This is a genomic window from Actinotalea ferrariae CF5-4 (assembly GCF_000603945.1).
GTDB classification, from domain to species: Bacteria; Actinomycetota; Actinomycetes; order Actinomycetales; family Cellulomonadaceae; genus Actinotalea; species Actinotalea ferrariae.
Genome location: NZ_AXCW01000036.1, coordinates 1 through 26,570, shown reverse-complemented (window position 1 = coordinate 26,570; position 26,570 = coordinate 1). Strand labels below are relative to the sequence as shown.

General features: G+C 75.1%; 23 protein-coding genes. 13 read left to right on the top strand and 10 right to left on the bottom strand.

Features of this window, described 5'->3' with window-relative positions; all coding sequences use genetic code 11:
- From mshD to N866_RS05285, 3 genes are all read left to right on the top strand, one after another.
- Nucleotides 1–601, top strand: a 601-nt coding sequence (gene mshD, locus N866_RS05295) for a mycothiol synthase (protein ID WP_034223627.1), incomplete at its 5' end; no start/stop codon positions are given.
- A 43-nt stretch (nucleotides 602–644) separates the two neighbouring features.
- Nucleotides 645–2,858: an RNA degradosome polyphosphate kinase gene (locus N866_RS05290; protein ID WP_034223667.1), complete on the top strand. Its 2,214-nt coding sequence runs from the start codon at nucleotides 645–647 to the stop codon at nucleotides 2,856–2,858.
- A gap of 56 nt (nucleotides 2,859–2,914) precedes the next feature.
- A complete protein-coding gene (locus tag N866_RS05285) occupies nucleotides 2,915–3,874 on the top strand; it encodes an NUDIX hydrolase (RefSeq protein WP_245612367.1) in 960 nt (319 codons plus the stop codon).
- Nucleotides 3,875–4,000: 126 nt separating this feature from the next.
- On the opposite strand, the gene N866_RS05280 is transcribed toward N866_RS05285, so the two are convergent.
- Together N866_RS05280 and N866_RS05275 are read right to left on the bottom strand one after the other, a co-directional pair.
- On the bottom strand, nucleotides 4,001–5,002 hold the full coding sequence (locus tag N866_RS05280; RefSeq protein WP_034223624.1) for an inorganic phosphate transporter: 1,002 nt from the start codon (nucleotides 5,000–5,002) through the stop codon (nucleotides 4,001–4,003).
- 5 nt (nucleotides 5,003–5,007) lie between these two features.
- Nucleotides 5,008–5,628: a DUF47 domain-containing protein gene (locus N866_RS05275; protein WP_034223615.1), complete on the bottom strand. Its 621-nt coding sequence runs from the start codon at nucleotides 5,626–5,628 to the stop codon at nucleotides 5,008–5,010.
- A gap of 714 nt (nucleotides 5,629–6,342) precedes the next feature.
- Between N866_RS05275 and N866_RS05270 the strand changes: the two genes are divergently transcribed.
- Nucleotides 6,343–8,061, top strand: coding sequence for an HNH endonuclease signature motif containing protein (locus tag N866_RS05270; RefSeq protein WP_155855212.1), 1,719 nt, complete (start codon nucleotides 6,343–6,345; stop codon nucleotides 8,059–8,061).
- A 73-nt stretch (nucleotides 8,062–8,134) separates the two neighbouring features.
- Here the strand turns inward: N866_RS05270 and N866_RS05265 are convergent, their stop codons facing one another.
- Nucleotides 8,135–8,734, bottom strand: coding sequence for a hypothetical protein (locus N866_RS05265; RefSeq protein ID WP_034223609.1), 600 nt, complete (start codon nucleotides 8,732–8,734; stop codon nucleotides 8,135–8,137).
- A 52-nt stretch (nucleotides 8,735–8,786) separates the two neighbouring features.
- Nucleotides 8,787–9,197, bottom strand: a complete 411-nt coding sequence (gene msrB / locus N866_RS05260) for a peptide-methionine (R)-S-oxide reductase MsrB (RefSeq protein WP_034223606.1) — start codon at nucleotides 9,195–9,197, stop codon at nucleotides 8,787–8,789.
- A 208-nt stretch (nucleotides 9,198–9,405) separates the two neighbouring features.
- Here msrB and N866_RS05255 point away from each other — a divergent pair, with 208 nt between their 5' ends.
- From N866_RS05255 to N866_RS19760, 3 genes are all read left to right on the top strand, one after another.
- Nucleotides 9,406–10,728 carry a hypothetical protein gene (locus N866_RS05255; RefSeq protein WP_052022421.1) on the top strand — a complete coding sequence of 441 codons (1,323 nt, stop codon included), beginning with the start codon at nucleotides 9,406–9,408 and terminating at the stop codon, nucleotides 10,726–10,728.
- 156 nt (nucleotides 10,729–10,884) lie between these two features.
- On the top strand, nucleotides 10,885–11,523 hold the full coding sequence (sigK, locus tag N866_RS05250; RefSeq protein ID WP_081802352.1) for an ECF RNA polymerase sigma factor SigK: 639 nt from the start codon (nucleotides 10,885–10,887) through the stop codon (nucleotides 11,521–11,523).
- Complete coding sequence (locus tag N866_RS19760) at nucleotides 11,520–12,374, top strand: anti-sigma factor (RefSeq protein ID WP_052022420.1); 855 nt, start codon at nucleotides 11,520–11,522, stop codon at nucleotides 12,372–12,374. The genes sigK and N866_RS19760 overlap by 4 nt, the downstream gene beginning before the upstream one ends.
- A 45-nt stretch (nucleotides 12,375–12,419) precedes the next feature.
- On the opposite strand, the gene N866_RS05240 is transcribed toward N866_RS19760, so the two are convergent.
- Complete coding sequence (locus tag N866_RS05240; protein ID WP_245612365.1) at nucleotides 12,420–13,064, bottom strand: 1-acyl-sn-glycerol-3-phosphate acyltransferase; 645 nt, start codon at nucleotides 13,062–13,064, stop codon at nucleotides 12,420–12,422.
- Nucleotides 13,065–13,293: 229 nt separating this feature from the next.
- Between N866_RS05240 and N866_RS19755 the strand changes: the two genes are divergently transcribed.
- Both N866_RS19755 and N866_RS05230 read left to right on the top strand, forming a co-directional pair.
- Entirely contained in the window at nucleotides 13,294–16,206 is a 2,913-nt protein-coding gene (locus N866_RS19755; RefSeq protein ID WP_052022419.1) for a diguanylate cyclase domain-containing protein, read from the top strand.
- Between the two features lie 25 nt (nucleotides 16,207–16,231).
- Nucleotides 16,232–16,756 (top strand): flavodoxin family protein, encoded by a 525-nt coding sequence (locus N866_RS05230; RefSeq protein WP_034223603.1) that lies wholly within the window; start codon nucleotides 16,232–16,234, stop codon nucleotides 16,754–16,756.
- 63 nt (nucleotides 16,757–16,819) lie between these two features.
- On the opposite strand, the gene N866_RS05225 is transcribed toward N866_RS05230, so the two are convergent.
- Nucleotides 16,820–17,776: a 5'-3' exonuclease gene (locus tag N866_RS05225; protein ID WP_034223600.1), complete on the bottom strand. Its 957-nt coding sequence runs from the start codon at nucleotides 17,774–17,776 to the stop codon at nucleotides 16,820–16,822.
- A 171-nt stretch (nucleotides 17,777–17,947) separates the two neighbouring features.
- Between N866_RS05225 and N866_RS05220 the strand changes: the two genes are divergently transcribed.
- Complete coding sequence (locus tag N866_RS05220) at nucleotides 17,948–18,598, top strand: DUF2231 domain-containing protein (RefSeq protein ID WP_081802350.1); 651 nt, start codon at nucleotides 17,948–17,950, stop codon at nucleotides 18,596–18,598.
- 50 nt (nucleotides 18,599–18,648) lie between these two features.
- Here N866_RS05220 and N866_RS05215 read toward each other — a convergent pair whose 3' ends face one another.
- Nucleotides 18,649–19,176: a DUF1918 domain-containing protein gene (locus N866_RS05215; protein ID WP_245612363.1), complete on the bottom strand. Its 528-nt coding sequence runs from the start codon at nucleotides 19,174–19,176 to the stop codon at nucleotides 18,649–18,651.
- A 137-nt stretch (nucleotides 19,177–19,313) separates the two neighbouring features.
- On the opposite strand from N866_RS05215, the gene N866_RS20815 reads away from it, so the two are divergent.
- Nucleotides 19,314–20,969 (top strand): GGDEF domain-containing protein, encoded by a 1,656-nt coding sequence (locus N866_RS20815; RefSeq protein WP_155855211.1) that lies wholly within the window; start codon nucleotides 19,314–19,316, stop codon nucleotides 20,967–20,969.
- A gap of 4 nt (nucleotides 20,970–20,973) precedes the next feature.
- Here N866_RS20815 and N866_RS05195 read toward each other — a convergent pair whose 3' ends face one another.
- Complete coding sequence (locus N866_RS05195) at nucleotides 20,974–22,449, bottom strand: MFS transporter (RefSeq protein WP_081802348.1); 1,476 nt, start codon at nucleotides 22,447–22,449, stop codon at nucleotides 20,974–20,976.
- Nucleotides 22,450–22,517: 68 nt separating this feature from the next.
- Here N866_RS05195 and N866_RS05190 point away from each other — a divergent pair, with 68 nt between their 5' ends.
- Nucleotides 22,518–23,144 carry an ArsR/SmtB family transcription factor gene (locus N866_RS05190; RefSeq protein WP_081802347.1) on the top strand — a complete coding sequence of 209 codons (627 nt, stop codon included), beginning with the start codon at nucleotides 22,518–22,520 and terminating at the stop codon, nucleotides 23,142–23,144.
- Nucleotides 23,145–23,207: 63 nt separating this feature from the next.
- Here N866_RS05190 and N866_RS05185 read toward each other — a convergent pair whose 3' ends face one another.
- Entirely contained in the window at nucleotides 23,208–23,789 is a 582-nt protein-coding gene (locus N866_RS05185) for a hypothetical protein (protein WP_052022417.1), read from the bottom strand.
- A 57-nt stretch (nucleotides 23,790–23,846) separates the two neighbouring features.
- Between N866_RS05185 and N866_RS05180 the strand changes: the two genes are divergently transcribed.
- Nucleotides 23,847–24,614 (top strand): endonuclease/exonuclease/phosphatase family protein, encoded by a 768-nt coding sequence (locus N866_RS05180; protein ID WP_034223592.1) that lies wholly within the window; start codon nucleotides 23,847–23,849, stop codon nucleotides 24,612–24,614.
- Nucleotides 24,615–24,793: 179 nt separating this feature from the next.
- Here N866_RS05180 and N866_RS05175 read toward each other — a convergent pair.
- Nucleotides 24,794–26,570: ATP-dependent metallopeptidase FtsH/Yme1/Tma family protein (locus N866_RS05175; RefSeq protein ID WP_155855210.1), on the bottom strand; the 1,777-nt coding region annotated here is incomplete at its 5' end.

The following is a 26,570-nucleotide window of genomic DNA, read 5'->3' as shown; positions in this document are numbered from 1 at the left end:
CGTCGTCGTCTGGGCCCACGGGGACCTGCCCGGCGCGCAGGCCCTCGGGGCGACGGCCGGCCTGCGCGTGACCCGGGAGCTGTGGCAGATGGCGCGTCCGCTGACGGGTGCGGACGCCGCCGGTGCGCCCGCGCCCGCGCCCGACGGCGTCGCGGTCCGGCCCTTCGTCGTCGGCCGGGACGAGGACGCGTGGGTCGAGGTCAACGCGCGCGCGTTCGCGAGCCACCCCGAGCAGGGCCGGATGACGCGTGCCGACGTGGAGGCCCGCGAGCGGGAGCCGTGGTTCGACCCCGAGGACCTGCTCCTGGCCGAGCGCGACGGGCGGCTCGTGGCGTCGGTGTGGATGAAGGTCGAGCCGGGCTCGGACGTCGGGGAGCTCTACGCGCTGGGTGTGGACCCCGACGAGCAGGGCACGGGGCTCGGGCGTTTCCTGACCGACCGCGTCGTGCGGCACCTCGCCGGCAAGGGCCTGGCGACCGCGGAGCTGTACGTGGAGGGCGACAACCAGCCGGCGGTCCGCACGTACACGCGTGCCGGCTTCACGCGGTCCCGCGTCGACGTCCAGTACGGCGCCCCGGGCCCGGCGGGGACCGCCCCGTGACCGGACCTGCCACGCGCCCCCCGGGGATGCCACGATGGTCGGCATGACCGCTCACCCCGAGGCCTCGGCAGCGGAGATCGTCGCGACCCGGGCGCCGGCACCCGACGCGCCCGACGCCGACACGCACGCCACCACCCCGCTCCCGGAGGACCGCTTTGCGGACCGCGAGCTGTCGTGGCTCGCGTTCAACGAGCGGGTCCTCGAGCTGGCGGAGGACGCGTCCCTCCCGCTGCTCGAGCGGGCCCGGTACCTGGCGATCTTCGCGTCCAACCTCGACGAGTTCTTCATGGTCCGCGTGGCCGGGCTGAAGCGGCGCATCGCGACCGGCATGGCCGTCACGGCCGCCTCCGGCATGAGCCCGCGCCAGGTCCTGGAGAGCATCGCCGGTCGGTCCCAGGAGCTCATGGCGCGCCACGCCCGCGTCTTCCTCGACGACGTGCGGCCGGCGCTCGCCGGCGAGGGCATCACCCTCGTCCACTGGGAGGACCTGGGTCAGGACGAGCAGGACCGCCTGCACAAGTTCTTCCGCCGGCAGATCTTCCCGGTGCTGACGCCGCTCGCGGTGGACCCTGCCCACCCGTTCCCCTACATCTCGGGGCTGTCGCTCAACCTCGCCGTCGTCGTCGGCAACCCGGCGACCGGCAAGGAGCACTTCGCCCGCGTCAAGGTGCCCCCGCTGCTCCCCCGGTTCATCGCCGTGGACGCGCTCGGCCGGCCGAGCGCCCCGGGGACGCAGACGGCGGACCCGGAGCGCGGCCCGACGTCGTTCGTGCCGCTCGAGGACGTCATCGCCGTGCACCTCGGCGCCCTGTTCCCCGGCATGGAGGTGCGGGAGCACCACACGTTCCGCGTCACCCGCAACGAGGACGTGGAGGTCGAGGAGGACGACGCCGAGAACATCCTCCAGGCCATGGAGAAGGAGCTGCTGCGGCGCCGGTTCGGTCCGCCGGTCCGGCTCGAGGTCGCGGAGGACATCGCGCCGCGGGTCCGGGAGCTCCTGGTCCGCGAGCTGGGCGTCGAGGAGTCCGAGGTCTACGCGCTCCCCGCGCCCCTGGACCTCACCGGGCTCAACCTCATCGCCGACCTGGAGCGGCCCGACCTGCGCTTCCGCCGGTTCATCGGCGGCACCCACCGCCACCTGGCCGAGGTCGAGTCCGCGAAGCCCACGGACGTCTTCGCGGCCATCCGCCGGCGCGACGTGCTGCTGCACCACCCGTACGACTCGTTCGCCACCTCGGTGCAGACGTTCCTCGCGCAGGCCGCCGCGGACCCGTCGGTGCTCGCGATCAAGCAGACGCTGTACCGGACGTCGGGCGACTCCCCCATCGTCGACTCGCTCATCGACGCGGCCGAGGCAGGCAAGCAGGTCCTCGCCCTGGTCGAGATCAAGGCCAGGTTCGACGAGCAGAACAACATCTCGTGGGCCCGCAAGCTCGAGCAGGCCGGCGTCCACGTCGTCTACGGCATCGTCGGTCTGAAGACGCACTGCAAGCTCTCGCTCGTGGTGCGCCAGGAGGCGGACGGGCTACGGCGCTACTGCCATGTCGGCACCGGCAACTACAACCCGAAGACGGCCCGGCTGTACGAGGACCTGGGCCTGCTGACGTGCGACCCGGAGGTCGGCCAGGACCTCACGCGCCTGTTCAACCAGCTCTCCGGCTACGCGCCGAAGTCCCGCTTCCACCGGCTGCTCGTCGCGCCCCGCACGGTGCGGTCCGGCCTGGTCGAGCGGATCGAGCGCGAGCGGGAGAACCACCTCGCCGGGCTGCCGGCCTGGGTGCGGCTCAAGGTCAACGCGGTCGTGGACGAGGAGACGATCGACGCCCTCTACCGCGCCTCGCAGGCGGGCGTGCCGGTCGACCTCGTGGTGCGGGGCATCTGCGCCGTCCGCCCGGGGATCCCCGGGCTGTCCGAGACGATCCGCGTCCGCTCGATCCTCGGGCGCTTCCTCGAGCACGGCCGCATCTTCGCGTTCGCGAACGGGGGCGACCCGGAGGTGTTCATCGGGTCGGCCGACCTCATGCACCGCAACCTCGACCGGCGCGTCGAGGCGCTCGTCCGGCTCGGGGACGCGAGCCACGTGGAGGAGCTGCTCGAGCTGCTGGACCTGTCGATGGACGACGCGACCGCCACCTGGCACCTGGACGCCGAGGACCAGTGGACACGGCACAGCCGCACCCCCGACGGCGAGCCGCTGCGCGACCTGCAGGAGCTGCTCATCGCGCGCCGTCGTCGTCGCCCCGCCGGGTCCCGGTGAGCCCAGCGGTGGCCGCGGTGGAGACGGCGCCCGGTGCTGCGCTGAACGGACGGGGTGTGGTCGAGGCAGCGGGGGCGCTGGTCTGGCGCGAGCGCGACGGCCGCCTCGAGCTGCCGGTCGTGCACCGGCCGCGGTACAAGGACTGGTCCTGGCCCAAGGGCAAGGTCGACCCGGGCGAGCAGCTGCCCGCCGCCGCGGTCCGCGAGGTGGCGGAGGAGATCGACGAGCAGGTCGTCCTCGGGGTGCCCCTGCCCTCGCTGCGCTACACGACGTCCGACGGCCGCACGAAGCGCGTGCACTACTGGGCAGCGCGCTGCGCGACCGACGACGACGCCGCGGCGCTCACCGTCCGCCCCCAGGTGGAGCGCGCGCCGCTGGAGGAGATCGACGACGTCGTGTGGGTGAGCGCCGCGACCGCGGGCGAGCTGCTGACGCGGCGGGCGGACCGGGCCCCGCTGGAGACGCTCCTGACCCTGTGGGAGCGCGGTCGGCTCGCCACGCGCGCCGTCGTCGTCGCCCGGCACGGCCGGGCCCAGCGGCGGTCGGCGTGGAAGGGCGGCGAGGAGACCCGGCCGCTGACGGCGCAGGGCCGCGCGCAGGCGAAGGCGCTGGTGCCGGTGCTGGCGGCGTTCGGGGTGGGCGAGGTCGTCACGAGCCCCTGGGAGCGCTGCCTGAGCACGGTGGTCCCCTACGCCGAGCGGACCGGGCTGCCCGTCCGGACGGTCGACGCGCTGACCGAGGACGCGTTCAAGGCGGACCCGGCGGCGTCGGCGCGGGTCGTCGAGGAGCTGCTGAGCTCGCCGCGCGACGTCGTCCTCTCGACGCACCGACCGGTCCTGCGGTCCGTCATGGACGCCGTCGGCGAGGGCACCCGGCGGTGGACGATCGGCGCCCTGCCCGAGAAGGACCCGTGGCTGCGCACCGGTGAGGCGCTCATCGCGCACGTCACGGGCTCGGGCGCCGCGGCGCGCGTCGTCGCCGTCGAGCGGCACCGAGGCGCGGCGAACGGGGACTGAGGGCGGACGGCCGGCTCAGCTCGTCCGGACGCGCGAGCCCGGCTCGGCTCGTCGTCGGGCGCACGCCCGGCTCGGCTCGTCGTCGGACGCTCCGGAACGTCTCCGCTCTTCCCCGGTGCGCGTCCTTCAGACGAGCACCGCGTGGAGCAGGAAGAACATGAGGGCGCCGACGCTCGCCGCGGCGGGGATCGTCAGCACCCACGCGACGGCGATGTTGCCTGCGACGCCCCACCGCACGGCGGAGAGGCGCTTCGTCGCGCCGACGCCCATGATCGCCGAGGTGATGGTCTGGGTGGTCGAGATCGGCGCCTGGAAGGCGAAGGCGGCCGTGTAGAGGACGCTCGCCGCGACGGTCTCGGCGACGAAGCCCCGGGCGGGGTCGAGCTCGATCACGCGGCGCCCGAGCGTCCGCATGATGCGCCACCCGCCCGCGTACGTCCCGGCCGAGATCGCCAGCGCCGCAGAGAGCTTGACCCACAGCGGGATGGTGAAGTCGTCCTGCAGGCCGCCGGCGACGAGGGCCAGCACGATGACACCCATCGTCTTCTGCGCGTCCTGCAGGCCGTGCCCGAGCGCCATTGCCGCGGCCGACACGGTCTGCGCGTAGCGGAACCGCCGCGTGACCCGGTGCGGGTTGGCGTTCCGGAAGGCCCACAGCAGCCCGACCATCAGCGCGAAGGCGAGCCCGAAGCCGACCAGCGGTGAGACCACCATCGGGATGAGCACCTTGGTGATGATGACGTCCCAGTGCACGGTGATGCCCGCCGCGAGCCCGACACCCGTCAGGCCGCCGATGAGCGCGTGGGAGGAGGAGGACGGCATGCCGAACCACCACGTCACCAGGTTCCAGACGATCGCCCCGATGACCGCCGACAGCACCATCACCAGACCGGTCTGCGCCGGCCGTTCGCCCACGTCGATGATCCCTGAGCCGATGGTCTGGGCCACGCCGGTGCCGAGCAGCGCGCCGAGGAGGTTGAAGAACGCCGCCATGAGGAGCGCGCGGCGCGGGGTGAGCGCGCGGGTGGAGACCGACGTCGCGATCGCGTTGGCCGCGTCGTGGAACCCGTTGGTGTAGTCGAAGCCGAGCGCGAACGCCACGACGACGACGACGAGAGCGATCTCCACGGGGGTCAGGACTCCTTGAGCGAGATGGTCTCGACGAGGTTCGCCACCTTCTCGAAGGCGTCGGCGGCGTCCTCGAGCGCCGTGATGACGTCCTTGAGCTTCATGATCTCGACGGCGTCGGTGCCGCCGTGGAAGAGGTCGGCGATGAGGCGGCGGTAGATGCGGTCCGCCTCGTTCTCGAGGCGGTTCGTCTCGACCCAGTACTCCGCGAGGCCCTTGAGCGTGCGGAGCCGCGGCATCGCCTCGGCGGCCAGGAGGGCACTGCGCTGCAGGATGTCGACCTGCGACGTGACCAGCTCGGGCAGGCGGTCGACGCGGTAGAGGACGATGAGGTCGCCGGCCTCCTCCATGTGGTCCATGCAGTCGTCGAGGCCGGCCGCGAGCCCGTAGATGTCGTCCCGGTCGAACGGGGTCACGAACGTCGTGTCCAGGCGACGCATGATCGCGTGGGTGGACTCGTCCGCGGCGTGCTCGATCTCGCGGAGCGTGGCGGCGAGTGCGGGGCGCTCCACCGCGGGGGCGGTCACGAGCCGGCCGAGGGCGTCGGCCCCGCTGACGAGCTGGTCCGCCGTCACGGCCAGCAGGTCGAAGAAGGACTCGTTGCGGGGGGTGAGTCGCAGACGCACGAGGGGCTCCGTGGGCCGGGGGAGGCGCCCACGGTCGTGGGCGGCGCCACAGCGTAGGACCGCCGTCACCTCGATCGGTGGGGCCAAGGGCCGCATCGACGCGTCCCCGCCGGGCGGTGTCGCGCACGTCACGCCCGTCCGGAGGAGGGAGTGGCGCGAGCGCCGGCACGTAGGGGAACGGGCACAGGCACGGACAGGCACGCACGGCACGGGCCGCACGGCACGGTACGAGGGCAGAGTGAAGGCGTCGGACCGGGAGCGCCTGTCGGCGCGAAGGCCGCTCGAAGCGGCATTGTGTGGAGCCCGGGGCTACCGCGGTCCGACGCCTCCCCCACTGTACGCGGAGCCCCCGTCGGGCACAGCCCGGGAGCCGTGGCTGTGGTCACAGCACGGGACGCGTGCGCACGAGCGCCCCCACCCACTACTCACCAACCAACCACCCGCCGGCCACCGTCCACCGTCCACCGTCCACCGTCCACCGACCGAGGACCACCGACCACCGACCACCGACCACCGACCACCGACCACCAACCCACGAACCCACGAACCCACGAACCCACGAACCCACGAACCCACGAACCCACGAACCCACGAACCCACGAAGAGAGCCCTCGGCCCCCCTGTGCCCGAGCACTGGACGCGTTGTCCCCCGCTCATCCACAGCCACCCCGGACCCGTCCCTGCGTGTCAGACCGCCCCCTTAGGATCGAACACATGTTCGACAGCAGGGGGATGCGGGAGTCGGCCGGTGGAGAGCCGCCGGTGCAGGTCCCGGCATGCACATGCACCTGCGGGCATGAGCACCCGGCCGTCGACGTGGCTGCCGTGCCGACCGTGACGGAGGTGCTCGAGGGAGCACGGGCGGTCGCCCTGGAGCGTGCCGATCGCGATAGCCGGCGGATCCCTGTCGAGTGGCACGACCGCCACCCGCTCGCCGCACGTCTGGCCGAGGCGCTCCCGTCGGTGGGCCTCGTGGAGGAGCTGGCGGGCCTCCTCGTCGCCGACGTCGACGACCCGGGGCTCGTCGAGCTCACAGCCGCATGGGAGCGGGTGATCTCCTGGGCGACGGCTGCCCAGTCGCGGGCGGTGGCCGAGATGATCCGCCGGGCGCGGGGACCACGCGAGGAGGGCTTCGTCGCCGACGAGATCGCTGCGGCGACAGGGGTGACCCCCCGAGCCGGGCGGGTCGTGGTCGAGCGGGCGGCAGCGCTCCTGCGCGCGCCCGACGTCCACGACGCGCTCGACCGCGGGACGCTGACCACACGGAAGGCCGACACCCTCTGCCGGGCCACCGCACACCTGCCATCCGGCCAGGCCGCCGTCGTGCGCGCGGCGGTGCTGGCGCACGGCTCGACGCTCACGGCACCCCAGATCCGCTCGACGGCCCGACGGGTGGAGCTCGAGCTCGACCCCTCGGCGGCGACGGCCCGCCATGAGGCGGCCCGCCGCACCCGTGCCGTGTGGATGGAACCGGCCGAGGACTGCATGGCCTACGTCCACGCCTACCTGCCCGCGACCGACGCCTTGAGGGTGATGACGGCCGTCGACGCGATCGCCGCTGCTGCGGGCCAGGACGACGAGCGCGGCGTCGACGCCCGCCGGGCCGACGCGTTGGTCGACGTGCTCGGTCGGGTCCTGGAGCGGGGCGTCGGCCCGGACGGGGTCGACCTCCCGGTGTCTCCCCGCCGCCGGCCGCACCTGGTCGTGACCCTGAACGTGTCGACCCTCCTGGGCCTCCGCCACGATCCCGCGGTGCTGGCCGGCTACGGCCCTGTCGGCGCGGAGATGGCTCGGGAGGTCGCCGCACAGGGCGCCTGGTCGTTCGCGATGGTCGACCCGCGCACGGGCGAGGTGCTGGAGCGGTCGTCGAAGGCGTACCGGCCCTCACCCGCCGTGGTGTCCGCGGTCCTGGCCCGGACCCCCACGTGCACGTTCCCCGGGTGCGGTGTCGCCGCGTCGTGGTGCGACCTCGACCACATCACGCCGTACGACCACGCACAGCCGGGCGAGGCGCAGACCCGAACCGGCGGCCTGCACCCGCTGTGCCGGCACCACCACGTGATGAAGACGCACGGTCGCTGGACGCCGCATCGCGATCCGGAGACAGGGGTGACGACGTGGCGCTCACGCACCGGCCAGCTCTACACCCGGGACCCCGTCGCAGCCCCATTCGAGCCGGGACCCCCGACAGCCCTCGACGGCGACGCGCGCGCAACGGACACGGGCTCGGACACAGGCACGGGCGCCGGCACGGGCACGGGCACACGCACGGGCACGGGCACGGGCACGGGCACGGGCACGGGCACGGGCGACAGACCACCGCCTGCGCCGGACCCACCTCAGTGCGACGGCATCACGGACCGCATCGACATCGACGCCGCGGAGAGCCTCGACATCTCGGCGAGCGTCGACTTCGACGACCCGCCGTTCTGACGCAAGACCGCTCACGGGCTCGAACGGCGTGCCCAGCGGCGTGCTGCCTGGCGGGCGTCACCCCCTGTCCGCGTCAGTCCAGGTGCCCCGACCGCCACAGGCTCGCGGCGTGCTCCAGCTCCTCAGCTGTGCGGACCAGCGCGCTCGCTCCGTGCGTGAGGGTGCGGGCCAGATCGGTGTCGCGGTCCTCGACATGGTCCGCGTCGAACGCCGCACCCGTCGCCAGCACGCGGCAGAACGCCGCGGCCCGCTCGAGCGCCACAGCGAGGTCACCCACGAAGACGCCGGACAGCACGGCGTCGACGAGCCGCGACACGTCCTGCGGCCCGGGCGGGCTCACCACGCCCGCGACGGCGTCGTGGACCTCGGCCCGGACCACACCCATCCGGTAGCGCTCCGCCACGGTCTGCGGGTCGCGCAGCACCCAGCTGCGCAGCACGTACAGCCGCCAGAGCGCACCCGGCAGTGTGTTCGGCGCGCTGTCCGCCCACATCGCCGCGACGGTGTCCAGGCCCTCGGTCTCGACCAGCCGTACGAGGCGGTCCACCAGGTCGGGGTCCTCGGCCGCGCGCCCCTGCTGGACGATCACGTTCGCCGTGGTGTGGGCGACCTCCTGACGCAGCGCCGGGTCGACGTCGCCGGGGATCTCGTCCGCCTGACGCGGGTCGAGCATCGCAGGACGTCGCGGACGACGTGGGCCGTCGGACATCAGGGACGCCCCACCATCAGGCCGAGCCGGCCTCGGGCTGGAACGTCAGCGACACCGAGTTCATGCAGTACCGGTCCCCCGTCGGCGTCTGCGGGGCGTCGTCGAAGACGTGGCCGAGGTGGGAGCCGCACCGGGCGCACCGCACCTCGGTCCGGACCATGCCCAGGCTGCGGTCCTCGATCAGCTCGACCGCGTCCCCCGCCTTGGGCTGGTAGAAGCTCGGCCACCCGCAGTGGGAGTCGAACTTCGTCTCCGCGGTGAACAGCACCTGCCCGCACGCGCGGCACGCGTACGTGCCCTGCCGCTTCTCCCCGAGCAGCTCGCCCGTCCACGGCCGCTCCGTGCCCGCCTGGCGCAGCACGTTGAACTCCTCCGGGGACAGCTCGCGCCGCCACTCCTCCTCGGGCCTGGTGACCTCGTACGCCATGTCGACCTCCTGTCGTCACGACGACGGTACGTCGCCCGACGCGATGGTCGCAGCAGCGGGCCGGCGCGCGGCCTCAGGAAAGGCCGTCGGCGCAGCGCGACCGACCGCTCTCGCGGCACCGCGAGAGACCCGGCAGAACCGGACCCATCCACCTGCGCCCGGGCTCCGAACCTCCCCCGAATCATCCGCTCGACCGAGGAGTTCTCTCATGCGCACCACTCGCACGACCCGCACCCGCACGGCCGCGGTCGCCGCCGCCGTCACGGCCGCCCTCGCGCTGACGTCCTGCGCCGCCGGCACCACCGAGGAGGCGCCGGCCGCCGCCGAGGACGCGATGGAGCAGACCGAGGAGCCCACCGCCGAGGAGACCGAGGAGATGCTGTCCTCCCTCATGCCGATGGGCACCGGCGACCCGTTCGTGGACGCCCGCACCGCGGCGGCCCACATGCCGCAGACCGCGCTCACGCTGGCCACCGGCCTCGCGGCCGCGACGGGCACCGCGGGCGAGGTCGACTCCCCCGCCGCCGACCTGCGCGCCGGCCTGACCGCGCTCCTCCAGGAGCACGTCTACCTGGCGGGCATCGCCGTCGCCACCGCCTACCAGGCCGGTCCCGACTCGGGCGAGTTCGAGGCCGCGGCCGCCGCCCTCGACGGCAACTCCGTCGACCTCTCCGAGGCGATCGGCTCGCTCGCGGGCGAGGAGAACGCCGCGACGTTCCTGGAGGTGTGGCGCGCCCACATCGCCGACTTCGTCGACTACGCCGTCGCCCGCGCCGGCAACGACCAGGCCGGCGTGGACCAGGCCCTGTCCGACCTCGCCGCCTACACCCAGACGGCCGGTGGCTTCTTCGAGCAGATCAGCAACGGCGCCCTCCCGGCCGACGCGATCGCCGGCTCCCTGTCCATGCACGTCACCACGCTGACCGAGGCGATCGACGCCCTCGCGGCCGGTGACCCGTCCGCGTACGCGGAGCTCCAGGAGGCGGCGGCGCACGTCAGCGAGTCCGCCACCACGATCGCGGGTGGCTTCGACACCGCCCTCGAGCTCGAGGGCGACCCCGCCGACGACGCCTCGACCCTCCGCACCGGCCTGACGAACCTCCTGCAGGAGCACGTCTACCTCGCGAGCATCGCCGTCTTCACGGCCTACACCGCCGAGGGCGGCCCGGAGTCCGAGGCCTTCACGGCTGCGGCCGGGGTGCTGGACGAGAACAGCGTCGCCCTGTCCGAGGCCGTCACGTCGCTGGCGGGCGAGGAGAAGGGCGCCGAGTTCCTCGAGCTGTGGCGCGCGCACATCGGCGACTTCGTCGACTACGCGGTCGCCGCGGCCGGTGACGACGAGCAGGGCAAGCAGGAGGCCCTGAGCAACCTCGACGCGTACCGCGCCTCGGCCGGCGCGTTCTTCGAGGAGGTCAGCGGTGGCGAGCTGCCCGCCGACGCCGTCGCCGACGGCCTGGCCATGCACGTCGAGACCCTGGGCGGCGCGATCGACTCCCTCGACGCGGCGCTCGTCGAGGGCGCGTCCGAGTGACGTCCCCGGCCCACGACGGGTGACCGGCGCGGAACGATCGTGCTGACACGGTCACCCCGACCCGTCCGGCGGTGCACACCGCCGGACGGGTCGCCGGGGGCCCACGCCGGGCGGACGCCGGACCGGGTCCGCTCCTGATCGCTCGACGGAGAACCGATGACGGTGGTGCAGACTGAGCGGGTGACCTCGGCCGCCCGCGACGACGACGCCGCCCCGGCCCCCTCCTTCTCCCCCCGTCCGCGCGGCGACTCTCCCGATGCGAACGCCCTGCTCACAGCCTCGGCGGCCGGTGACCAGGAGGCCTTCGCCCAGCTGTACGACCTGCTCTCCCCCGCCGTCCACGGCACGGCCCGCGCGGTCCTGCGGGACCCGGACCTCGCGGCGGAGGTCATGCAGGAGGTCATGCTCGAGGTGTGGCGCACCGCGCCGCGGTTCGACCCCGAGCGCGGATCGGCCCGCACGTTCGTCCTGACCCTTGCCCACCGACGCGCGGTCGACCGCGTCCGCGCCGTCCAGGCCCAGCGCGACCGCGACCAGCGCGTCGCGGACGCCGACAACCACATCCCGTTCGACTCGGTCGCAGAGGAGGTCGAGGACTCCATGGAACGTACCCGCGTGCGGGGCTGCCTCGGCAGCCTCACCGACACCCAGCGCGCCGCCGTCGTGCTCGCCTACTACGGCGGCCGCACCTACCGTGAGGTCGCCGACGAGCTCGGGGCAGCCCTGCCCACCGTGAAGACCCGCATCCGGGACGGCCTCATCCGTCTCCGCGACTGCCTGGGGGTGGCGGCATGACCGACGACGACGCCCGGGCCCTGCTCGCCGCCTACGCGATCGACGCCGTCGACGACGACGAGCGCCGCGCGGTCGAGGACCTCGTCGCCCGGAACCCCGAGGCCGCCGCCGAGCTCGCCGGCCTGCACGCCGTCGTCGCCGCGATCGCGGAGGCGGACGCGGCCGCGCCGCCCGCCGCGCTGCGGGCGACGGTGCTCGAGCAGGTGGCGCGCACCCCCCAGGTCACGCCGACCCCGCAGGGGACGTCCACGGCGCAGCTCACCGCCACCCCGCCGGTTCGGTCGCTTCGGGATGCGGCACCCGGCGTCCCGGCGTCCGGCACCGTGCCCAGCGCACCGACCGGCGATGTCCCCAGCACACCGACCAGCGCCGGTGGTGATGTCGTCCCGCTGCGTCGGCGGCCGCCCAGGGTCGTCGGCTGGGGCCTGGCGGCCGCGGCCGCCGCCGTGGTGGCGGTCGCGGTGCCCGGGGTCGTCGCGTGGCAGCAGCACGACCGCGCCGTCCGGGCCGAGGCGCGCACCGACCTCCTCACCGACCTCCTCGCCGAGCCCGGGGCTACCGTCCTCAGCAGCCCGGTCACGGGCGGCGGCGAGGCCGTGGTGGTCCTGACCGCGTCGCGCGGCGCCGTCGTCGTCGACGGGCTGCCCGCGCTCGAGGACGACCGCGTCTACCAGGTGTGGGCCATGCGCGACGGCGTCCCGGTCCCGGCCGGGTTCCTCGACCGGAACGACGGCGCCGCCGAGCTCCTCGAGGACTACCGCGCCGGCGACGGGGTCGCGCTGTCCGTCGAGCCCGCGGGCGGCAGCGCGCAGCCGACGACGCCGCCCCTCGTCGTGCTCGTCCCGAGCTGACCGGGGTGGGCTGACAGGGCCGGCCGGCCCGGGTGGGCCGACCGGTCAGGCCTCGCTGGTCGGCGCATCCTTGCTGGTCGGCGCGTCCTCCTCGCGGAGGCGCGGGGTGCTGCCGCGGCCCGGGTGCACGCCGTGCTTGTCGGCGTAGAAGGCGCGGATGACGTCCATGTCCGCCCGGACGTCACCAGTGAGGTGCATGGTCGGTCCGAGCCCCGCCGTGCGGGTCGGGCCGTCCACGAATCCCAGTGTGATCGGCAGGCCCGTCGCCCGCGCGATGCGGTAGAACCCCGACTTCCAGTGGTCGGTCTTGGCGCGCGTCCCGTCCACGGCGATGACGAGGACGAACTCGTCCTCGGAGCGCGCCTGCTCCACGAGGCGCTTCACCAGCCCGCCGCCCCCGGCGCCGCGGTCGGTCGGGATCCCGCCGAGCGCCCGCAGGACCGACCCGAGCGGCCACCAGAAGAGCTCGCGCTTGATGAGGATCCGGGGGCTGACGTGGTCGGCCCAGAGCACGAGCAGGCTGACCACCCAGTCCCAGTTCGACGTGTGGGGCGCGCCGATGAAGATGCCGGTGCGGGCCGCCGTCCCGACCTTCTTCCACCGCGCCGCGCGCAGGAGGCCGCGGGCCAGGGCGGACCGGACGGGCAGACGGCGGGCGGGGGCGGGGGCAGGGCTCGGCGTCGAGGTCACGGGACATTGTGGCCCGGACCGGGCGCGCCGCGCCCCCGTGGGCGGGTGAGGGCGAGCGCAGGGACGGTGCTCCGCCCGGCCACGAGGTCCTTGATCGATATTCTTGCAGGTCACGGGCCGTCTCCAGTAGCGTCGGGACCCTCGTCGCCGGTGCCGTCCGCCTCACGGATACCCGCTCTTCGCCGATGAGACCGTGACTGCCCTCGATGACGACCGGAGGTCCACCGACGTGCCTGCTGCGCCGACGATCCTCGCCTTCGCGCGCAGCACGAGCGGCTTCTACTTCGGCGAGCTCCTCGCCGGACTGACGCGGGAGGTCGCCCGGGTCGACGGCCGCGTCGTCGTCGTCCAGACCCTCGACCCGGGCGACGTGGCCGACGCCGTCGTCCACACCCCCGGCTTCGACCTCCCGGTCGCGTGGGACGAGGTCGACGGCGCCGTCGCCGTCTCCCTCGCGGCGGGTGGTCCCCACCTGGCGGCGCTGCGCGACCACGGCGTCCCCGTGGTGCTGGCGAGCAGCCGGGTGGACGGCTTCGAGGCGCCGATCGCGCTGCCGGACAACCGCGGGGGGACGGCGGCCGCGGTCGCCCACCTCGTCGCCCACGGGCACACGCGCCTCGGCTTCGTGGGGAACCTCGTGCAGACCGACATCCTCGAGCGCTACGCGGCCTTCCGCGACGCCCTCGTCGAGCACGGCCTGCCCCGGGACCACGACACGCTCTTCGAGGCCCCGGACAACGCCGAGACCGGCGGCATCGCGGCCGCCCAGCTCCTCGCCCGCTCGCTCCGGCGCCCGACGGCGCTCATGGTCGCCACCGACCGCAACGCGCTCGGGCTGTTCGACGGGCTCGCCGCGAACGGCATCGACGTGCCGGGCGACCTCGCCGTCGTCGGGTTCGACAACATCGAGGCCGGTGCCTTCAGCACCCCGACGCTGTCGTCGGTGAGCCAGCGGTTCGACCGGGTCGGCGCCCTCGCCGGACGCCTGGTCATCTCGGCCGTCCGCGGCGCCCCTGACGCCACGACCGCACCCGGCACGCCGGAACCCGTCCTGATCGCCGCACGCCAGTCGTGCGGGTGCTCGGACGGCCCGCTCGCCCCGCCCGCGACCGCCACGCAGCCGCCCCGCGACGCCGCCGGCACCCGCCTCGTCTCGGCCGCGATGGTGCGCAGCGAGCTCACCGAGCTCCTGCTCACCGAGGACCGCGATGATGCGGCGGCAGCCCGGCACACCAGCCCGTCCGCGGTCCAGGTCGGCCCCACCGCGGTCCACGTCACGCCGGCCGCGGTCCACGTCGGGCCGGCCGGTCCGGCGCCCTCCCCCCCGGCGGCGCGGCGCATCGTGGAGGCCGCCGTCGGGCTCGTCGACGGGACCGAGCCGCCCACGACCGCAGAGGTGCGCGAGCTCGTCGGGGCGCTGCGTCTGCTGCGTCAGCAGCCGGACGTCCTCCACCGCGTGGCCAACACGCTCATCGAGCACGTCGGCCGCGCCGCCTGGCGCACGGCCGGCCGGACCGCGACCGCCGAGGATGCGGAGCCGATCGCCGCGCAGACCGTCGTCGCCGCGCTGTGGCAGGTCCAGGCCGAGGCCTACCTGCGACGCTCCCAGTCCCAGGAGCGGCTCCTGACCGAGCAGTTCCGGCTCTCCGCCGCCCTCCTGGACTCGACCGGCCCCGACCCCCGGACGCTGCACTGGCTCGCCGGCACGCACGTGCGCGCCGGCGTCCTGGCCCTGTGGACCGACGGTCCTGCCGAGCGGCGCCTCGAGCTCGTCGGCACCTACGACCCGGACGCCGCCCTGCCCGAGCTGCCCCGCGACCTCGACGTCGGCCACTTCCCGCCGCGAGCCCTCACGGTGCTCGCCGACCCCGCGGCGCGCGAGGCGTGCTTCGTCGTACCCGTCCGGACCCGCGAGCGCGACTGGGGCCTGCTCGCCGTCGTCGGCGCCGTGGACACCACCTCCGCGCGCGACACGTACCTGCACTGGGCCCAGCTGCTGTGCGCCGCGTTCGACGGCGAGGCGCTCGAGCGGGCCGTGCGGGCCAGCGAGGAGCGCTACGCCTACGCGGCGGCCGCCTCCAACGACGGCCTCTGGGAGTGGGACCTGGAGACCGGCGGCATCTACGTCTCGGACCGGTGCCGCACGCTCCTCGGGCTCCCTCCCGACGCCATGCTGACGATCGAGACGTGGACGTCGGCGATCCACGCCGACGACCTCGCGGCCGTCCTCGTCGCACTGGGGGAGGCCCGCGGCGAGGCGGACCGCGCCGTCGAGGTCGAGTACCGCGCCCGTTCCGCCGACGGCTCCCACCGGTGGGTGCTCGCGCGCGGGATGGGTGTCGCGGGCGAGCACGGCGCCGTGCACCGGCTCGTGGGCTCGCTCTCGGACATCCACCCGCGCAAGGTGCTCGAGGAGCAGCTCCGCCGGGGCGCCCTCTACGACCCGCTGACCGGCCTGCCCAACCGCCGGCTGTTCCAGGACCGCCTGAGCACGGCCGTGACCGAGGCCCAGCGGGACGCGACGCGGTTCTTCGCCGTCGTCTTCATGGACCTCGACGGGTTCAAGCCCGTCAACGACTCCCTCGGCCACCTCGTCGGCGACCGCCTGCTCAAGGTGATCGGCGAGCGCCTGCGGACCGCCGTCCGCAACGTCGACACCGCGGCGCGCCTGGGCGGGGACGAGTTCGCCCTCCTGCTGACCGGTCTGCCGGCCGCCCACGTCGCCGACGTCGTCGCGCGCATCCAGGAGGCCGTCGCCGCACCCGTGCGGATCGGCGAGCACGAGGTCGCCGTCACGGCGAGCGTCGGGATCGCGACCTCCCAGACGTCCGTGCTCGACCCGGAGGAGATCCTCCGGGACGCCGACACCGCGATGTACCACGCCAAGGACGAGGAGCGGGGGACGGCCGCGCAGTTCGACGCCTCGATGCACACCGCCGCCCGGCGTCACCACCACCGTGCGCCGGGCGGGCCACCCGCAGGCAGCGGTCCTCCGAACGGCAGCGGTCCTGCGAGCAGCGGGCGTCCGAGCAGCAGCGGCCCCGCGGTGCCCGGGGAGGGGAGGCGCCCGGCCGGGTCGGCCCGGTCCCACGCGACGCCCGGGGCGTCCGCCACGTCCGGGACGTCCGACCCTTCCCGCTGACCACGTGCGCGAGGAGCGTGGACGCATGACTGCTCTGGTCGTCTACGAGTCCATGTTCGGCAGCACCCGGGCGATCGCCGAGGCCGTCGGCGCCGGTCTGGCCGAGGTCGACGTCCCGGCGCGGGTGGTCGAGGTCGGCGAGCTCGACGCGGAGCGGGCGGACCACGGCCTGCCCGAGGACGTGACCCTGCTCGTCGTCGGCGGGCCGACGCACGCGTTCTCGATGAGCCGCGACACCACGCGCGCCGACGCCGCGAAGGAGGTCCCCGGCGGGCACGTGATCTCCGAGCGGACCGGCGTGCGCGAGTGGATCGACCGGCTGCGCCTGCCCGGGCGGATGCCCGTGGCGACGTTCGACACCAAGGTCGCCAAGCCGGCCCTACCCGGGTCCGCCGCGCGCGCCGCGGCCAAGCGGCTCCGGGCGATCGGTGCGCGCGAGGTCCTGCCGCCGCACTCGTTCAAGGTCCACGGCAAGGCGGACGGGCTCGTCGACGGCGAGCTCGACGCCGCCCGCGCGTGGGGCCGGGAGCTGGGCGCGCGCAGCCGCTGAGGAGCGGGGCGCGCGCAGCCTGAGGAGCGGGGTCGAGCGACCGCGGACAGGGCTCGCGCGCTCTCAGCGCGTGGTGAGCGCCTCGACGAGCCGGGTGACGCTCGAGGTCAGTCCCCACTGCTGCGCGAGCGCCACGAGGCGCTCGTGGTCGGCGGGCGTGGTCGGCAGGGCGTCGTCGGCCGCCGCGACGGGCGCGTCCCGGGCGACGCGGACGACGGCCGGTGCGACGGCGAGGTAGTCCAGGCCCTCGGTCAGACGGCGCCGTTGGGCGGGCGTGAGGCCCGGGTCCCCCTCCTCCAGCGCGCGGAGGACGCCGCCGAGCGTGCCGTACCGGTGCAGGAGCGCGGCCGCCGTCTTCTCGCCGATGCCGGCGACCCCGGGCAGGCCGTCGCTGCTGTCCCCGCGCAGCGTCGCGAGGTCGGCGTACGCGGCCCCGTCGCCGACGTCGTACCGCTCCGCGAGGCGCGCCTGGTTCACGACGTCGAGGTCCCTGATCCCGCGGGCGGTGTAGAGGACGCGCACGGGGGCGGCGTCGTCGACGAGCTGGAACAGGTCCCGGTCGCCGGTGACGACCTCGACCGGGCGCCGCTCGTCGTCGGGCCTGGCCGTCTCCCGGGCCGTGAGGGTCCCGATGACGTCGTCGGCCTCGAACCCCGGTGCTCCCACGCGGGCGATCCCGAACGCCTCGAGCACCTCGACGATGACCGGGATCTGCGCCGTGAGCGCCTCGGGCACCTCCTCGGCGCCGTCGGCCGCGAGCCGGTGCTCCTTGTACGTCGGGATCGCGCGGACGCGGAACTCGGGGCGCCAGTCGTCGTCCCAGCACGCGACGAGCCCCGCCGGGCGACGGGTCGACACCAGCGTGGCGATCATGTCCAGGAGCCCGCGCACCGCGTTGACCGGCGTCCCGTCCGGGGCCTTCACCGAGTCCGGGACGCCGAAGAACGCCCGGAAGTACAGCGACGCCGTGTCCAGGAGCAGCAGCGGGGGTGCGGGCGGTCGGGGTCCCGTGGTGGTCATGGCCCGAACCTACGGGTCGGGTCCGACGCGGTCGACGCCTCGCGGGCCACGGGCGCCCTCGTCCCGCCGCCCGCCCCCGCCCCGCCCCACGTCCCGTTCTCTCGACGGGCAGGCCGCGCCCGGGCGCAGGAGACTCGACCAGGTCCCACCGCCTCGAGTCCGGAGACCGCCATGACGACCCTCCCGCCCCCCGCCGACGACGCCTTCGAGCAGGCCCGCAGCCGGTTCCGCACGGACCAGCCCGCACTCGTCGGGCTCGCGCTGCGCCTGGAGGAGGATGGCCGGCTCGACCCGGCCGTCGACGCCCTGCGGCCCGCGGCCGACGCGCTCGTCGCCCGGCGCCCGGTGCGCGACGCCCTCCTCGGGCGGGTCATGGGGCACTCCCTGCACCCGATCCTCACCGACCTGCCCATCGGCGCCTGGGTGTCGGCGCTCACGCTGGACCTCGTGGGCGGACGGCAGTCGCGGCCCGCCGCGCGCCGCCTCGTCGGCGTGGGCATCCTCGCGGCGGTCCCCACCGCCGTGAGCGGGCTCGCGGACTGGCAGCACGTCGGCCGACGGGACCAGCGGGTCGGCGTCGTCCACGCCGCCGGCAACAGCCTCGGGCTGCTGCTGTTCGGCGCCTCGTGGGTCGCGCGCGGCCGGGGGCACCACGGCCGCGGGGTGGCGCTCGGTCTGCTCGGCGGTGCCGCCGCCGGGTTCAGCGGCTTCCTCGGGGGGCACCTCTCCCTCGCGCGGAACGTGGCCGCGCGCGACGAGGCCTTCGCGGACTCCCTGCCCGTCAGCGCCGCGGACCGGACGGGCCAGGAGCTCACGAGCTGAGCCGGCGGCCGCGGGGCCGGTCGACCCGGCAGCGCGGCCACCGGCGACGCTCAGGCGTGCACGCGGGCGGGGACACCCGTGCGCGCCACGATCTCCTCCTCCGCGACGTCCGTGAGCCGGTCGGCCAGGTGCCGCAGCGCCCGGGCGACGGCCACCTCGTCGCCGATCACCGGCACGGGCTCGTCGCCCGGGTCCCGGCGGGCGCGTCCCACCGCACCCACGTGCTCCGCACCGCTCACGAGCGTCGCCTGCGCGAGCGTCTCGCGGCCCTCGTGCGTGACGGTGACCTGCACCCGCCACGTGGACGCGACGTCGGAGCCTCGGGCGGGGGCCGAGCGCTCCCCCTCGCCCGCGTGCTCGACGTGCACGTCGGGACCGGGGAACACGAGCGTCCGCTCCCCCGTGTCCGCCCACTCGACGACGTAGGGCGGCGAGCCGTCGGCGTGCCGCACCTCGACCACCCTGCCGTCCCTGACCGCGCCGTCCACCATGCTCGACGCCTGGACCAAACGGTCTCCCACTGACGCCTTCATCGCCGCCTCCTCCGTGGCTCGCCCCATCGGGTCGGACAGCTCCATGGTGCTCCTCGACGGCCGCGGACGGCAGGGGTCCGTGGTCCCGGTCGCGCGTACCATCGTGGGCGGCGGCCGGTGCCGCCGAGGAGTCACCGCGACGCCCGCAGGGCGGTCGGAGCGGTCGAGGAGAGGGCGGGACGATGGCACGGCCCTGGGCGTTCGTCGTCACCCCCAGCCGCGTCGCCGAGGTGCGCATCCTCGCGCGCTCCTGCCTGGTCGCCGGGCTCGTCACCTGGGGCCTGGCCGTGGTCCCGTTCAGCCCGACGGCGCCCCGCGGCCTGCTCTTCCTGGTCGGGGCCGTCGGGGTGGTCCTCGGGGCCGTCCTGCACCGGCTCGCCGAGCGGACCACCGCGCTGGCCGTCCACGCCGTCGTCGCCCTCGCCACGGGCCTCGTCGGGTGGTGCGTGGCCGCGGCGGCGACGCTCGCCGGGGCGCAGCTCACGGCGGCCGCCTTCCTGTGGGTCGGCGCCTACAGCGCGATCGTCCACACGCGCCGCGGCCTGGGTGCGCACCTCACGCTCATCGGCGTGACGCTGGCCGTGTCGCTGGGCGCGGCGCAGGTCCCCTCGCCCGTGCACACGTGGGCGTTCCTCATGGCGCTGGTGTGCGCGGTGTCGATCGTGCTGCGCGGGGTCATCGCGGAGTTCCGGACCCTCGCCACGCACGACGCCCTGACGGGTGTCCTGACCCGCGGCGCGTTCCTCGAGGCGGCGGACCGGGCGGTCCGGGCAGCCGCGCGCACCGCCCGCCCGCTCTCCGTCGTCGTGCTCGACCTGGACGACTTCAAGGCCGTCAACGACACCCGGGGCCACGCCGCCGGGGACGCGGTGCTCGCCGGGACGGTCGACGCGTGGGGCCGGGCCATCCGGCGCGAGGACGTCCTCGGCCGGACGGGCGGCGACGAGTTCGCCCTCCTGCTCACCTCGGCGGACGCCGTGACCGCGGCCGCGCTGGTGGAGCGGCTCCGGGCGGCACGGACCCCGTCCGCCTGGTCGTGCGGGACGGCGACGCTGACGCCGGGCGAGGACCTCGACGCGCTGCTGGCCCGGGCCGACGCGGAGCTGTACGCGGACAAGCGCCGTCGGCGGACGGGGTCCCCCGGACGGTCGACCTGGGCGTGCCGACGCCGCGGCCGCCCGGCGACCTCGCCACCCGCGCGCAGCACCCCCAGGACGCCTGAGGACACCCGAGGACACCTGAGCGCAGCACCCGCTCGACGAGCGCTGCGGGGAGGCCTGAGCCACCATGGAGCCGGGACGGCGGCTCGACGGGCCGCCAGCCCCGACCGCCGGCGTCGTGCCGCCCGGCCGCCGACCAGGGGACGCCATGACGTTCGAACGAGGAGACCTCGCCGCCGTGCGGCGGACGGTGCGCACCTGCGCCCAGCGCGCTGGGCTCAACCCGGACCGCACCGACGACCTCGTGCTGGCGGCGAGCGAGCTCGCCGCGAACTCCGTGGACCACGGCGGCGGACGCGGCTCCCTGCGTACGTGGCACGACCACGGCTCGGTCGTCGTGGAGGTCTCCGACAGCGGGTACATCGCCGATCCGGGGATCGGCAGCCGACGCCCCACGGCCGACTCCGAGCGGGGTCGCGGCCTCTGGATGGCCCGGCGGCTCGCCGACCGGTTCCTGCTGCACACGGGTGCGCACGGCACGACGGCGCGCCTCGTCACGATGGTCTGACCGCAAGCTCGACGCCGCGCTTCCTCACGCCGCGCCTGCCTGACGCCGCACCTGCCTCACGCCGTCATCCGGCGCACCCGGGCCCGCACCGTCACGGCGTGGCGCCCTGAGCGGTCACGCCGTGGCGCCCTGCGCCGCCGCATCCGCCTCGACGACCCGGCTCTGCGGGACGACGACCGCGACCCGTGCCGCCGCCGCGAAGGAGAGCACGGCCGCGCCGAGGAGTACCGCCGGGAGCCCGAGGGCCTCGCCGACGACGCCGCCGATCAGAGCGCCCAGCGGCATCGAGCCGTACCCCAGGACGCTCGCGGCGCCGCCCACCCGGCCCAGGAGGTGGCCCGGGATCATCCGCTGCCGCATGGAGCGCGTCACCACGTTGCCGACCATGTTCGTCAGCCCCAGGAGCAGGGCCGTCACCACCAGCGCCTCGACCCGTGGCACGAGGACGGGCACCGCGAGCAGCCCGGCCTGGGCGGCCCAGCAGACCCGCACCACGGGCATCTCCCGGAGGCGGCGTCCCAGCCGGTCGCTGAGGACGGCGCCCGCGATCGCCCCGACGGCGAGCGCGGCGGTGAGGAGGCCGAAGAGCTCCGCCCGCAGGCCCACCGCCGAGTCCGGGCCGACGACCCACAGCGGGAAGACGGCGAAGTAGCCCGCGCTGGCGAAGTTCAGGACGGTGGCCCCCAGGAGGAGCGGTCGGACGACCCGGTGACGGAGCAGGAACTGCAGACCCTCACGGATCTCGGAGCGGACGGTGGACCGAGCCGGCTCCGGGCCCGAGGGAGCCCGGCCGGAGGACGCCGGGCCTGAGAGAGCCGCGCCGGTGCCGGACCGCGGGCCCGAGCCGATCGGGCGCTCTCCCCTGTCCAGCAGCCCGCGCACGACGAGGAGGAGTGTCGCCGTGCAGAGCGCGGCCGGGACACCGAACAACCACCCCGCGCCGAGGGCGACGAGCACTCCCGCGGCCGGCCCCCCGAGGAACGCGTTCGCCAGCTGCTGAGCGCCCATGAGCCGCGAGTTGGCGGCGTGCAGCTGCGCGGTTCGCACCACGGCAGGGACGAGCGCACCGGCGGCCGAGTCGGCGACGACCTCGGCGATGCCGAACGCGAGGACGAGCGCGACCAGGAGCGGCAGGCCGAGCGCACCCGTCGCGGCGCCCACGGTGGCCGCCACCAGGACCAGCACCCGCGTCGCGGTGGCGAGGCCGAGCAGTCGCGCGCGGTCGTACCGGTCCACGAGCACCCCGACGTGCAGCCCGAGCAGGAGCCAGGGCAGCCCGGCGGCGGCGGCGACGAGCGACAGCTGCAGGGGCGAGCTGGTGAGGGTGAGCGCCAGGAGCGGGATGCCGACCTGGAGGATGCCGTCCGAGAGGTTCGACAGCGCCGTCGCCCCGAGGAGGTGGTGGAAGCGCCGCCCCAGGGACGTGCTCGAGTCGTCGTCGGCGGGCTGCTTCGTGGGCTCGTCGACCTGGCCCGCTGCGCCGTCGTCGGCCGTCTCGTCGACGCGGCACCCTGCTCCACCGTCGGCACGCTCGGCCGAGGTCGCCCCGGGTGTCACGACCCCGCTGGTCGTAGCCGTCCCACTGCTCATGTCCGCTCCCGGTACGCTCGTGACACCAAGACCTGTTTGCAAAGACAACTCTGCAAAGGTATCTCTGCATGAATGCCGAGCACAAGGGGCACGCGACGACGCCGTCCGCCGGGGGGTCGGAGACGCCGTCGACCGGGGGGCCCGGCACCATCGGGCCCGAGGCGCTGAAGGCCTACGCACACCCCCTGCGGGTGCGGATGATCCGGCACCTCAACGACCACGGTCCCGCGACCGCCACCACGCTCGCCGTGGCGCTGGGCGAGAGCACGGGTCAGACGAGCTACCACCTGCGCCAGCTCGAGAAGCACGGCCTCGTCGAGGAGGACGAGGGTCGGGGCACAGGGCGCGAACGGTGGTGGAGGCCACGGTCCATCCAGTACGGGCCGCAGATGCTGGACGACCCGACGACCGAGCCGGCGATGCGCTTCCTGCTCGACCGCTTGGTGGAGGACCGGGCCTCCGCGCTGCGCCGCCTGGTCACGGGCGACCAGCTCCCCGAGGAGTGGCGGGAGACGCTGATCAGCGAGGCGACGCTGCGCCTGCACGGCACCGAGATGGCCGCCCTCAACGCCGCGCTGACGGCCACGCTGGACCGTTACGTCGAGATCAGCCGCGCGCGCCAGGACGACCCCGAGTGGCAGGCCCGCCCGAAGGTCCGGGTCTACATCGACAGCTTCCCGCTCCTGGACGACTGAGGCGGGCGCTCCCCCGCCGCTCCGGCAGTCCCTGGCCGCCTACGCCCGCGCCTGCGCCTGCGTCTACGCCGCCGAGCGGGACCCGATGACGCCGAGCTCGGCGACGAGGTAGAGGAACGCCCGCGCGTACGGGTTGTCCCCCACGACCCGCTCCACCTCGGGCCAGTCGATCTGCTCCCGCAGCGCCCGCGCGTTCGGCAGGAGCCGCGCGAAGTCGCAGAAGTGCTCGCCGAGCACCCGCAGCTGGCCGGCCAGGACGTCGGTCGCGCTGAGGACCGGCATGCGCACGGCCAGCACCTCGATGGTGTCCGCGCGATCGAAGATCGCCGGGTCGACGGGCTCGCCACACATCCGGAAGAGGACGTCGACGAGCGCGTCGTGGTGGTAGGCCTTGAACAGCCAGTTCTCCGCCGGGTCCCGCACGTCGAGCCCCGCGGCCGCGCACGCCTCCCGCGCCGTGTCGGCGTCCTTCTCCAGGATCACGAAGTCGGCGTCGTGCTGCGGCTCCGGCGCCCCGCGCGCCCACGCGGCGTACCCCCCGCACAGCGCGTACGGGATCCCGGCGTCACCGAGCGCGACGGCGGCCATGCGCAGACCGTCGTGCAGCTCCTGCCGGCCGTGGTGGGAGACGGACATCGTCGACATGTCCTCGGTCTACACGACCGCGTGCGCACGCGCAGGTCGAGCGGGAGGATCGACGCGATGCGGCTCGCGACCTTCAACATCCTGCACGGGCGGTCCCCGGGCGACGACACCGTCGACCTGGACCGCTACGCCGCCGCGGTCCGTCGCCTCGACGCGGACGTGCTGGCGCTGCAGGAGGTCGACGACGACCAGCCCCGGTCGCACCACGCGGACCTCACCGCCGTCGCCGCCCGGGCCATGGGCGCCGTCGACCACCGGTTCACCGCCACCCTCACCGGGACGCCCGGGGTGTGGACGGCCGCCACCGGGGTCGACGAGCCCGCCGGCGGTCGCTACGGCATCGCGCTCCTGAGCCGCTTCCCCGTGCTGCGCTGGCGGACGGTGCGCCTGCCGCTCCTGGACCGGCCCGTCCCCGTCCGGTTCCCGGGGCACACCAACCCGGTGCTCGTGACGGACGAGCCGCGGGCGGCCCTGGTCGCCGACGTGAGCACGCCCCAGGGTCTGCTCACCGTGGTGAGCACCCACCTGACCTTCATCCCGTCGTGGAACGACCGCCAGCTCGTCCGGCTCGCGCGCGACGCCGTCGGCCCGGACGGGGGCGCCGCCGTCCTGCTCGGCGACCTCAACATGCACCCGCCGCACCCCGAGCGGCTGACCCACTGGACCTCGCTCGCCGTGGGCGCGACGTTCCCGGCGGAGTCGCCCACCGAGCAGCTCGACCACGTCCTCGGGCACGGCCCCGTGCGCGCGACCGGGCCGGCCCGCAGCGTCGACCTGGGGCTGTCCGACCACCGCGCCCTGGTGGTCGACGTCGCGCTGGGCTGATTCCCGGCCCCCGGCGGCCCCGCCGCGACTCCAGGGGCGGGCCGGGGCCGGGAGGAAAGGGATCGTGGCGACTCACCCGCGCCGGACGCGGCGAACTCGCCACGGTCCGGCCACCAGCACACCGCGCGAAGGACGCGGCACTCCGGCGGCGCGGTCAACGGGCGCCATCAGCGGCGCGGTCAGGCCGCCGCGCCGCCGTGGGCGGCGAGGATCTGCCGGACCCGGCCACCGCTGAGGGTCTCCTCGGCCAGCAGCGCCTCCGCCAGCGCGTCGAGCATCGCCGCGTGCCGCGCGACGAGCAGGGTCGCCTCGTCGTGCGCCTCGCGCAGCAGGCGGTCGACCTCCGCGTGCGCCTGCGCGGCGACGGCGCCGCCGACCCGCAGGGTCTCGTCGTCGAGCTGCGCGTACCCGAAGCCCGTCATCCCGTACTTGGTGACCATCGAGGTCGCCAGACCGGTGGCGTGCTGGAGGTCGCCCATGGCGCCCTGGGTGTACTCGCCGTCCATGAGCCGCTCCTCCGCGGCACGCCCGGCCATCGCGACGACGAGCTGGGCGAGCGCCTTGCGGCGCGGCAGGAAGACGTCGTCGTTGCCGCTCATCCAGGTGACACCGCCCGCCGGACCCCGGGGGACGATCGTCACGGAGACGGGGTCGTCGGCGTCGGGCAGCAGGGCGGCGGCGAGGGTGTGCCCGGCCTCGTGCCAGGCCGTGACGCGCCGGTCGAAGTCGGTCACCAGGGCCGACGTGCGGGCCCGGCCCATCGCGACCGTCGCGACGGCCGCCTGGAAGCAGTCCTCGCCGACGACGGCGAGGCCACGCCGCGCCGCCTCCATGCACGCCTCGTTGACGACCTGCGCCAGGTCCGCGCCGGACATGCCGGGCGTCTGCCGCGCCAGGCCGACGAGGTCGACGTCGGGCGAGACGGGCTTGTGCCGGGTGTGCACCTCGAGGATGAGCGTGCGCCCGCGCCGGTCCGGGTTGGGCACCTGGACCTGGCGGTCGAGGCGGCCGGGACGGGTGAGGGCCGGGTCGAGGATGTCGGCGCGGTTCGTCGCGGCGAGGACGACGACGCCCGAGCCCGCGAAGCCGTCCATCTCGTTGAGCAGCGAGATCAGCGTGTTCTCGCGCTCGCCGTCGGACCCGTTGGACCCCGCTCCGCCGCGGGCCCGGCCCACGGCGTCGATCTCGTCGATGAAGACGATCGCGCGGTCGGCCTTGCGCGCCTCCGCGAAGAGGTCCCGCACGCGCCGCGCGCCGACGCCCACGAACGTCTCGACGAAGTCCGAGCCCGCGAGAGCGAAGAAGGGCACCTCGGCCTCGCCGGCGACCGCCCGGGCCAGGAGGGTCTTGCCGGTGCCGGGCGGCCCGACGAGCAGGGCGCCGCGCGGGCGACGGGCGCCGACCGCCTCGAACCGCTCCGGCTCGCGCAGGAACTGCACCATCTCGCGCAGCTGGTCCACGGCCTCGTCCGCACCGGCGACGTCCGCGAACGTCACGTCCGGCACCTCACCCGACTCGAGCGCCTTCTTCCGGCCGCCGCCCATCATCGCGCCCGGACCCGCCTTGCGCACGACCCAGACGACGACGGCGAGCAGGACGAGGAGCGGGATGAGCGTGCGCGTGACCTCGTTCGCCAGCCCGGGTGCGCCGGACTGGGCCTCGAGCGGCACCTCCGCCTCGACGAGGGCCTCGGTCAGCTCGTCCGCGTAGGCGGCGGGGTACCGGGTCTGGACGACGTCGCCGTCGGCGAGCTCGAGCGTCACGGTGGCGGCCCGGTCGCGGACCGTGGCCGCGACGACGTCGCCCGCGGCGACCGTCTCGAGGGCCTCCGTCAGGGACATCGTGACGACCGGCTCGCGGTCGATGAGCACGCCCGTGGTCACCGCCCCGGCCACCCCGACGAGGGTCACCGCCGCCGCGACGACGAGCTGGCGACGGGTCGGCCGGGGCCCGAAC

What these genes read in the sequence shown, in the direction of transcription:
- N866_RS05270 (WP_155855212.1), top strand. Translation starts at nt 6,343, where the DNA reads ATGTTCGACAGCAGGGGGATGCGGGAGTCGGCCGGTGGAGAGCCGCCG.
- N866_RS05195 (WP_081802348.1), bottom strand. Translation starts at nt 22,449, where the DNA reads ATGAGCAGTGGGACGGCTACGACCAGCGGGGTCGTGACACCCGGGGCG.
- msrB (WP_034223606.1), bottom strand. Translation starts at nt 9,197, where the DNA reads ATGGCGTACGAGGTCACCAGGCCCGAGGAGGAGTGGCGGCGCGAGCTG.
- N866_RS05185 (WP_052022417.1), bottom strand. Translation starts at nt 23,789, where the DNA reads ATGTCGACGATGTCCGTCTCCCACCACGGCCGGCAGGAGCTGCACGAC.
- N866_RS05255 (WP_052022421.1), top strand. Translation starts at nt 9,406, where the DNA reads ATGCGCACCACTCGCACGACCCGCACCCGCACGGCCGCGGTCGCCGCC.
- N866_RS05225 (WP_034223600.1), bottom strand. Translation starts at nt 17,776, where the DNA reads ATGACCACCACGGGACCCCGACCGCCCGCACCCCCGCTGCTGCTCCTG.
- N866_RS05190 (WP_081802347.1), top strand. Translation starts at nt 22,518, where the DNA reads ATGAATGCCGAGCACAAGGGGCACGCGACGACGCCGTCCGCCGGGGGG.
- N866_RS05290 (WP_034223667.1), top strand. Translation starts at nt 645, where the DNA reads ATGACCGCTCACCCCGAGGCCTCGGCAGCGGAGATCGTCGCGACCCGG.
- N866_RS05265 (WP_034223609.1), bottom strand. Translation starts at nt 8,734, where the DNA reads ATGCTCGACCCGCGTCAGGCGGACGAGATCCCCGGCGACGTCGACCCG.
- sigK (WP_081802352.1), top strand. Translation starts at nt 10,885, where the DNA reads ATGACGGTGGTGCAGACTGAGCGGGTGACCTCGGCCGCCCGCGACGAC.
- N866_RS05180 (WP_034223592.1), top strand. Translation starts at nt 23,847, where the DNA reads ATGCGGCTCGCGACCTTCAACATCCTGCACGGGCGGTCCCCGGGCGAC.
- N866_RS05220 (WP_081802350.1), top strand. Translation starts at nt 17,948, where the DNA reads ATGACGACCCTCCCGCCCCCCGCCGACGACGCCTTCGAGCAGGCCCGC.
- N866_RS20815 (WP_155855211.1), top strand. Translation starts at nt 19,314, where the DNA reads ATGGCACGGCCCTGGGCGTTCGTCGTCACCCCCAGCCGCGTCGCCGAG.
- N866_RS05230 (WP_034223603.1), top strand. Translation starts at nt 16,232, where the DNA reads ATGACTGCTCTGGTCGTCTACGAGTCCATGTTCGGCAGCACCCGGGCG.
- N866_RS19760 (WP_052022420.1), top strand. Translation starts at nt 11,520, where the DNA reads ATGACCGACGACGACGCCCGGGCCCTGCTCGCCGCCTACGCGATCGAC.
- N866_RS05215 (WP_245612363.1), bottom strand. Translation starts at nt 19,176, where the DNA reads ATGGAGCTGTCCGACCCGATGGGGCGAGCCACGGAGGAGGCGGCGATG.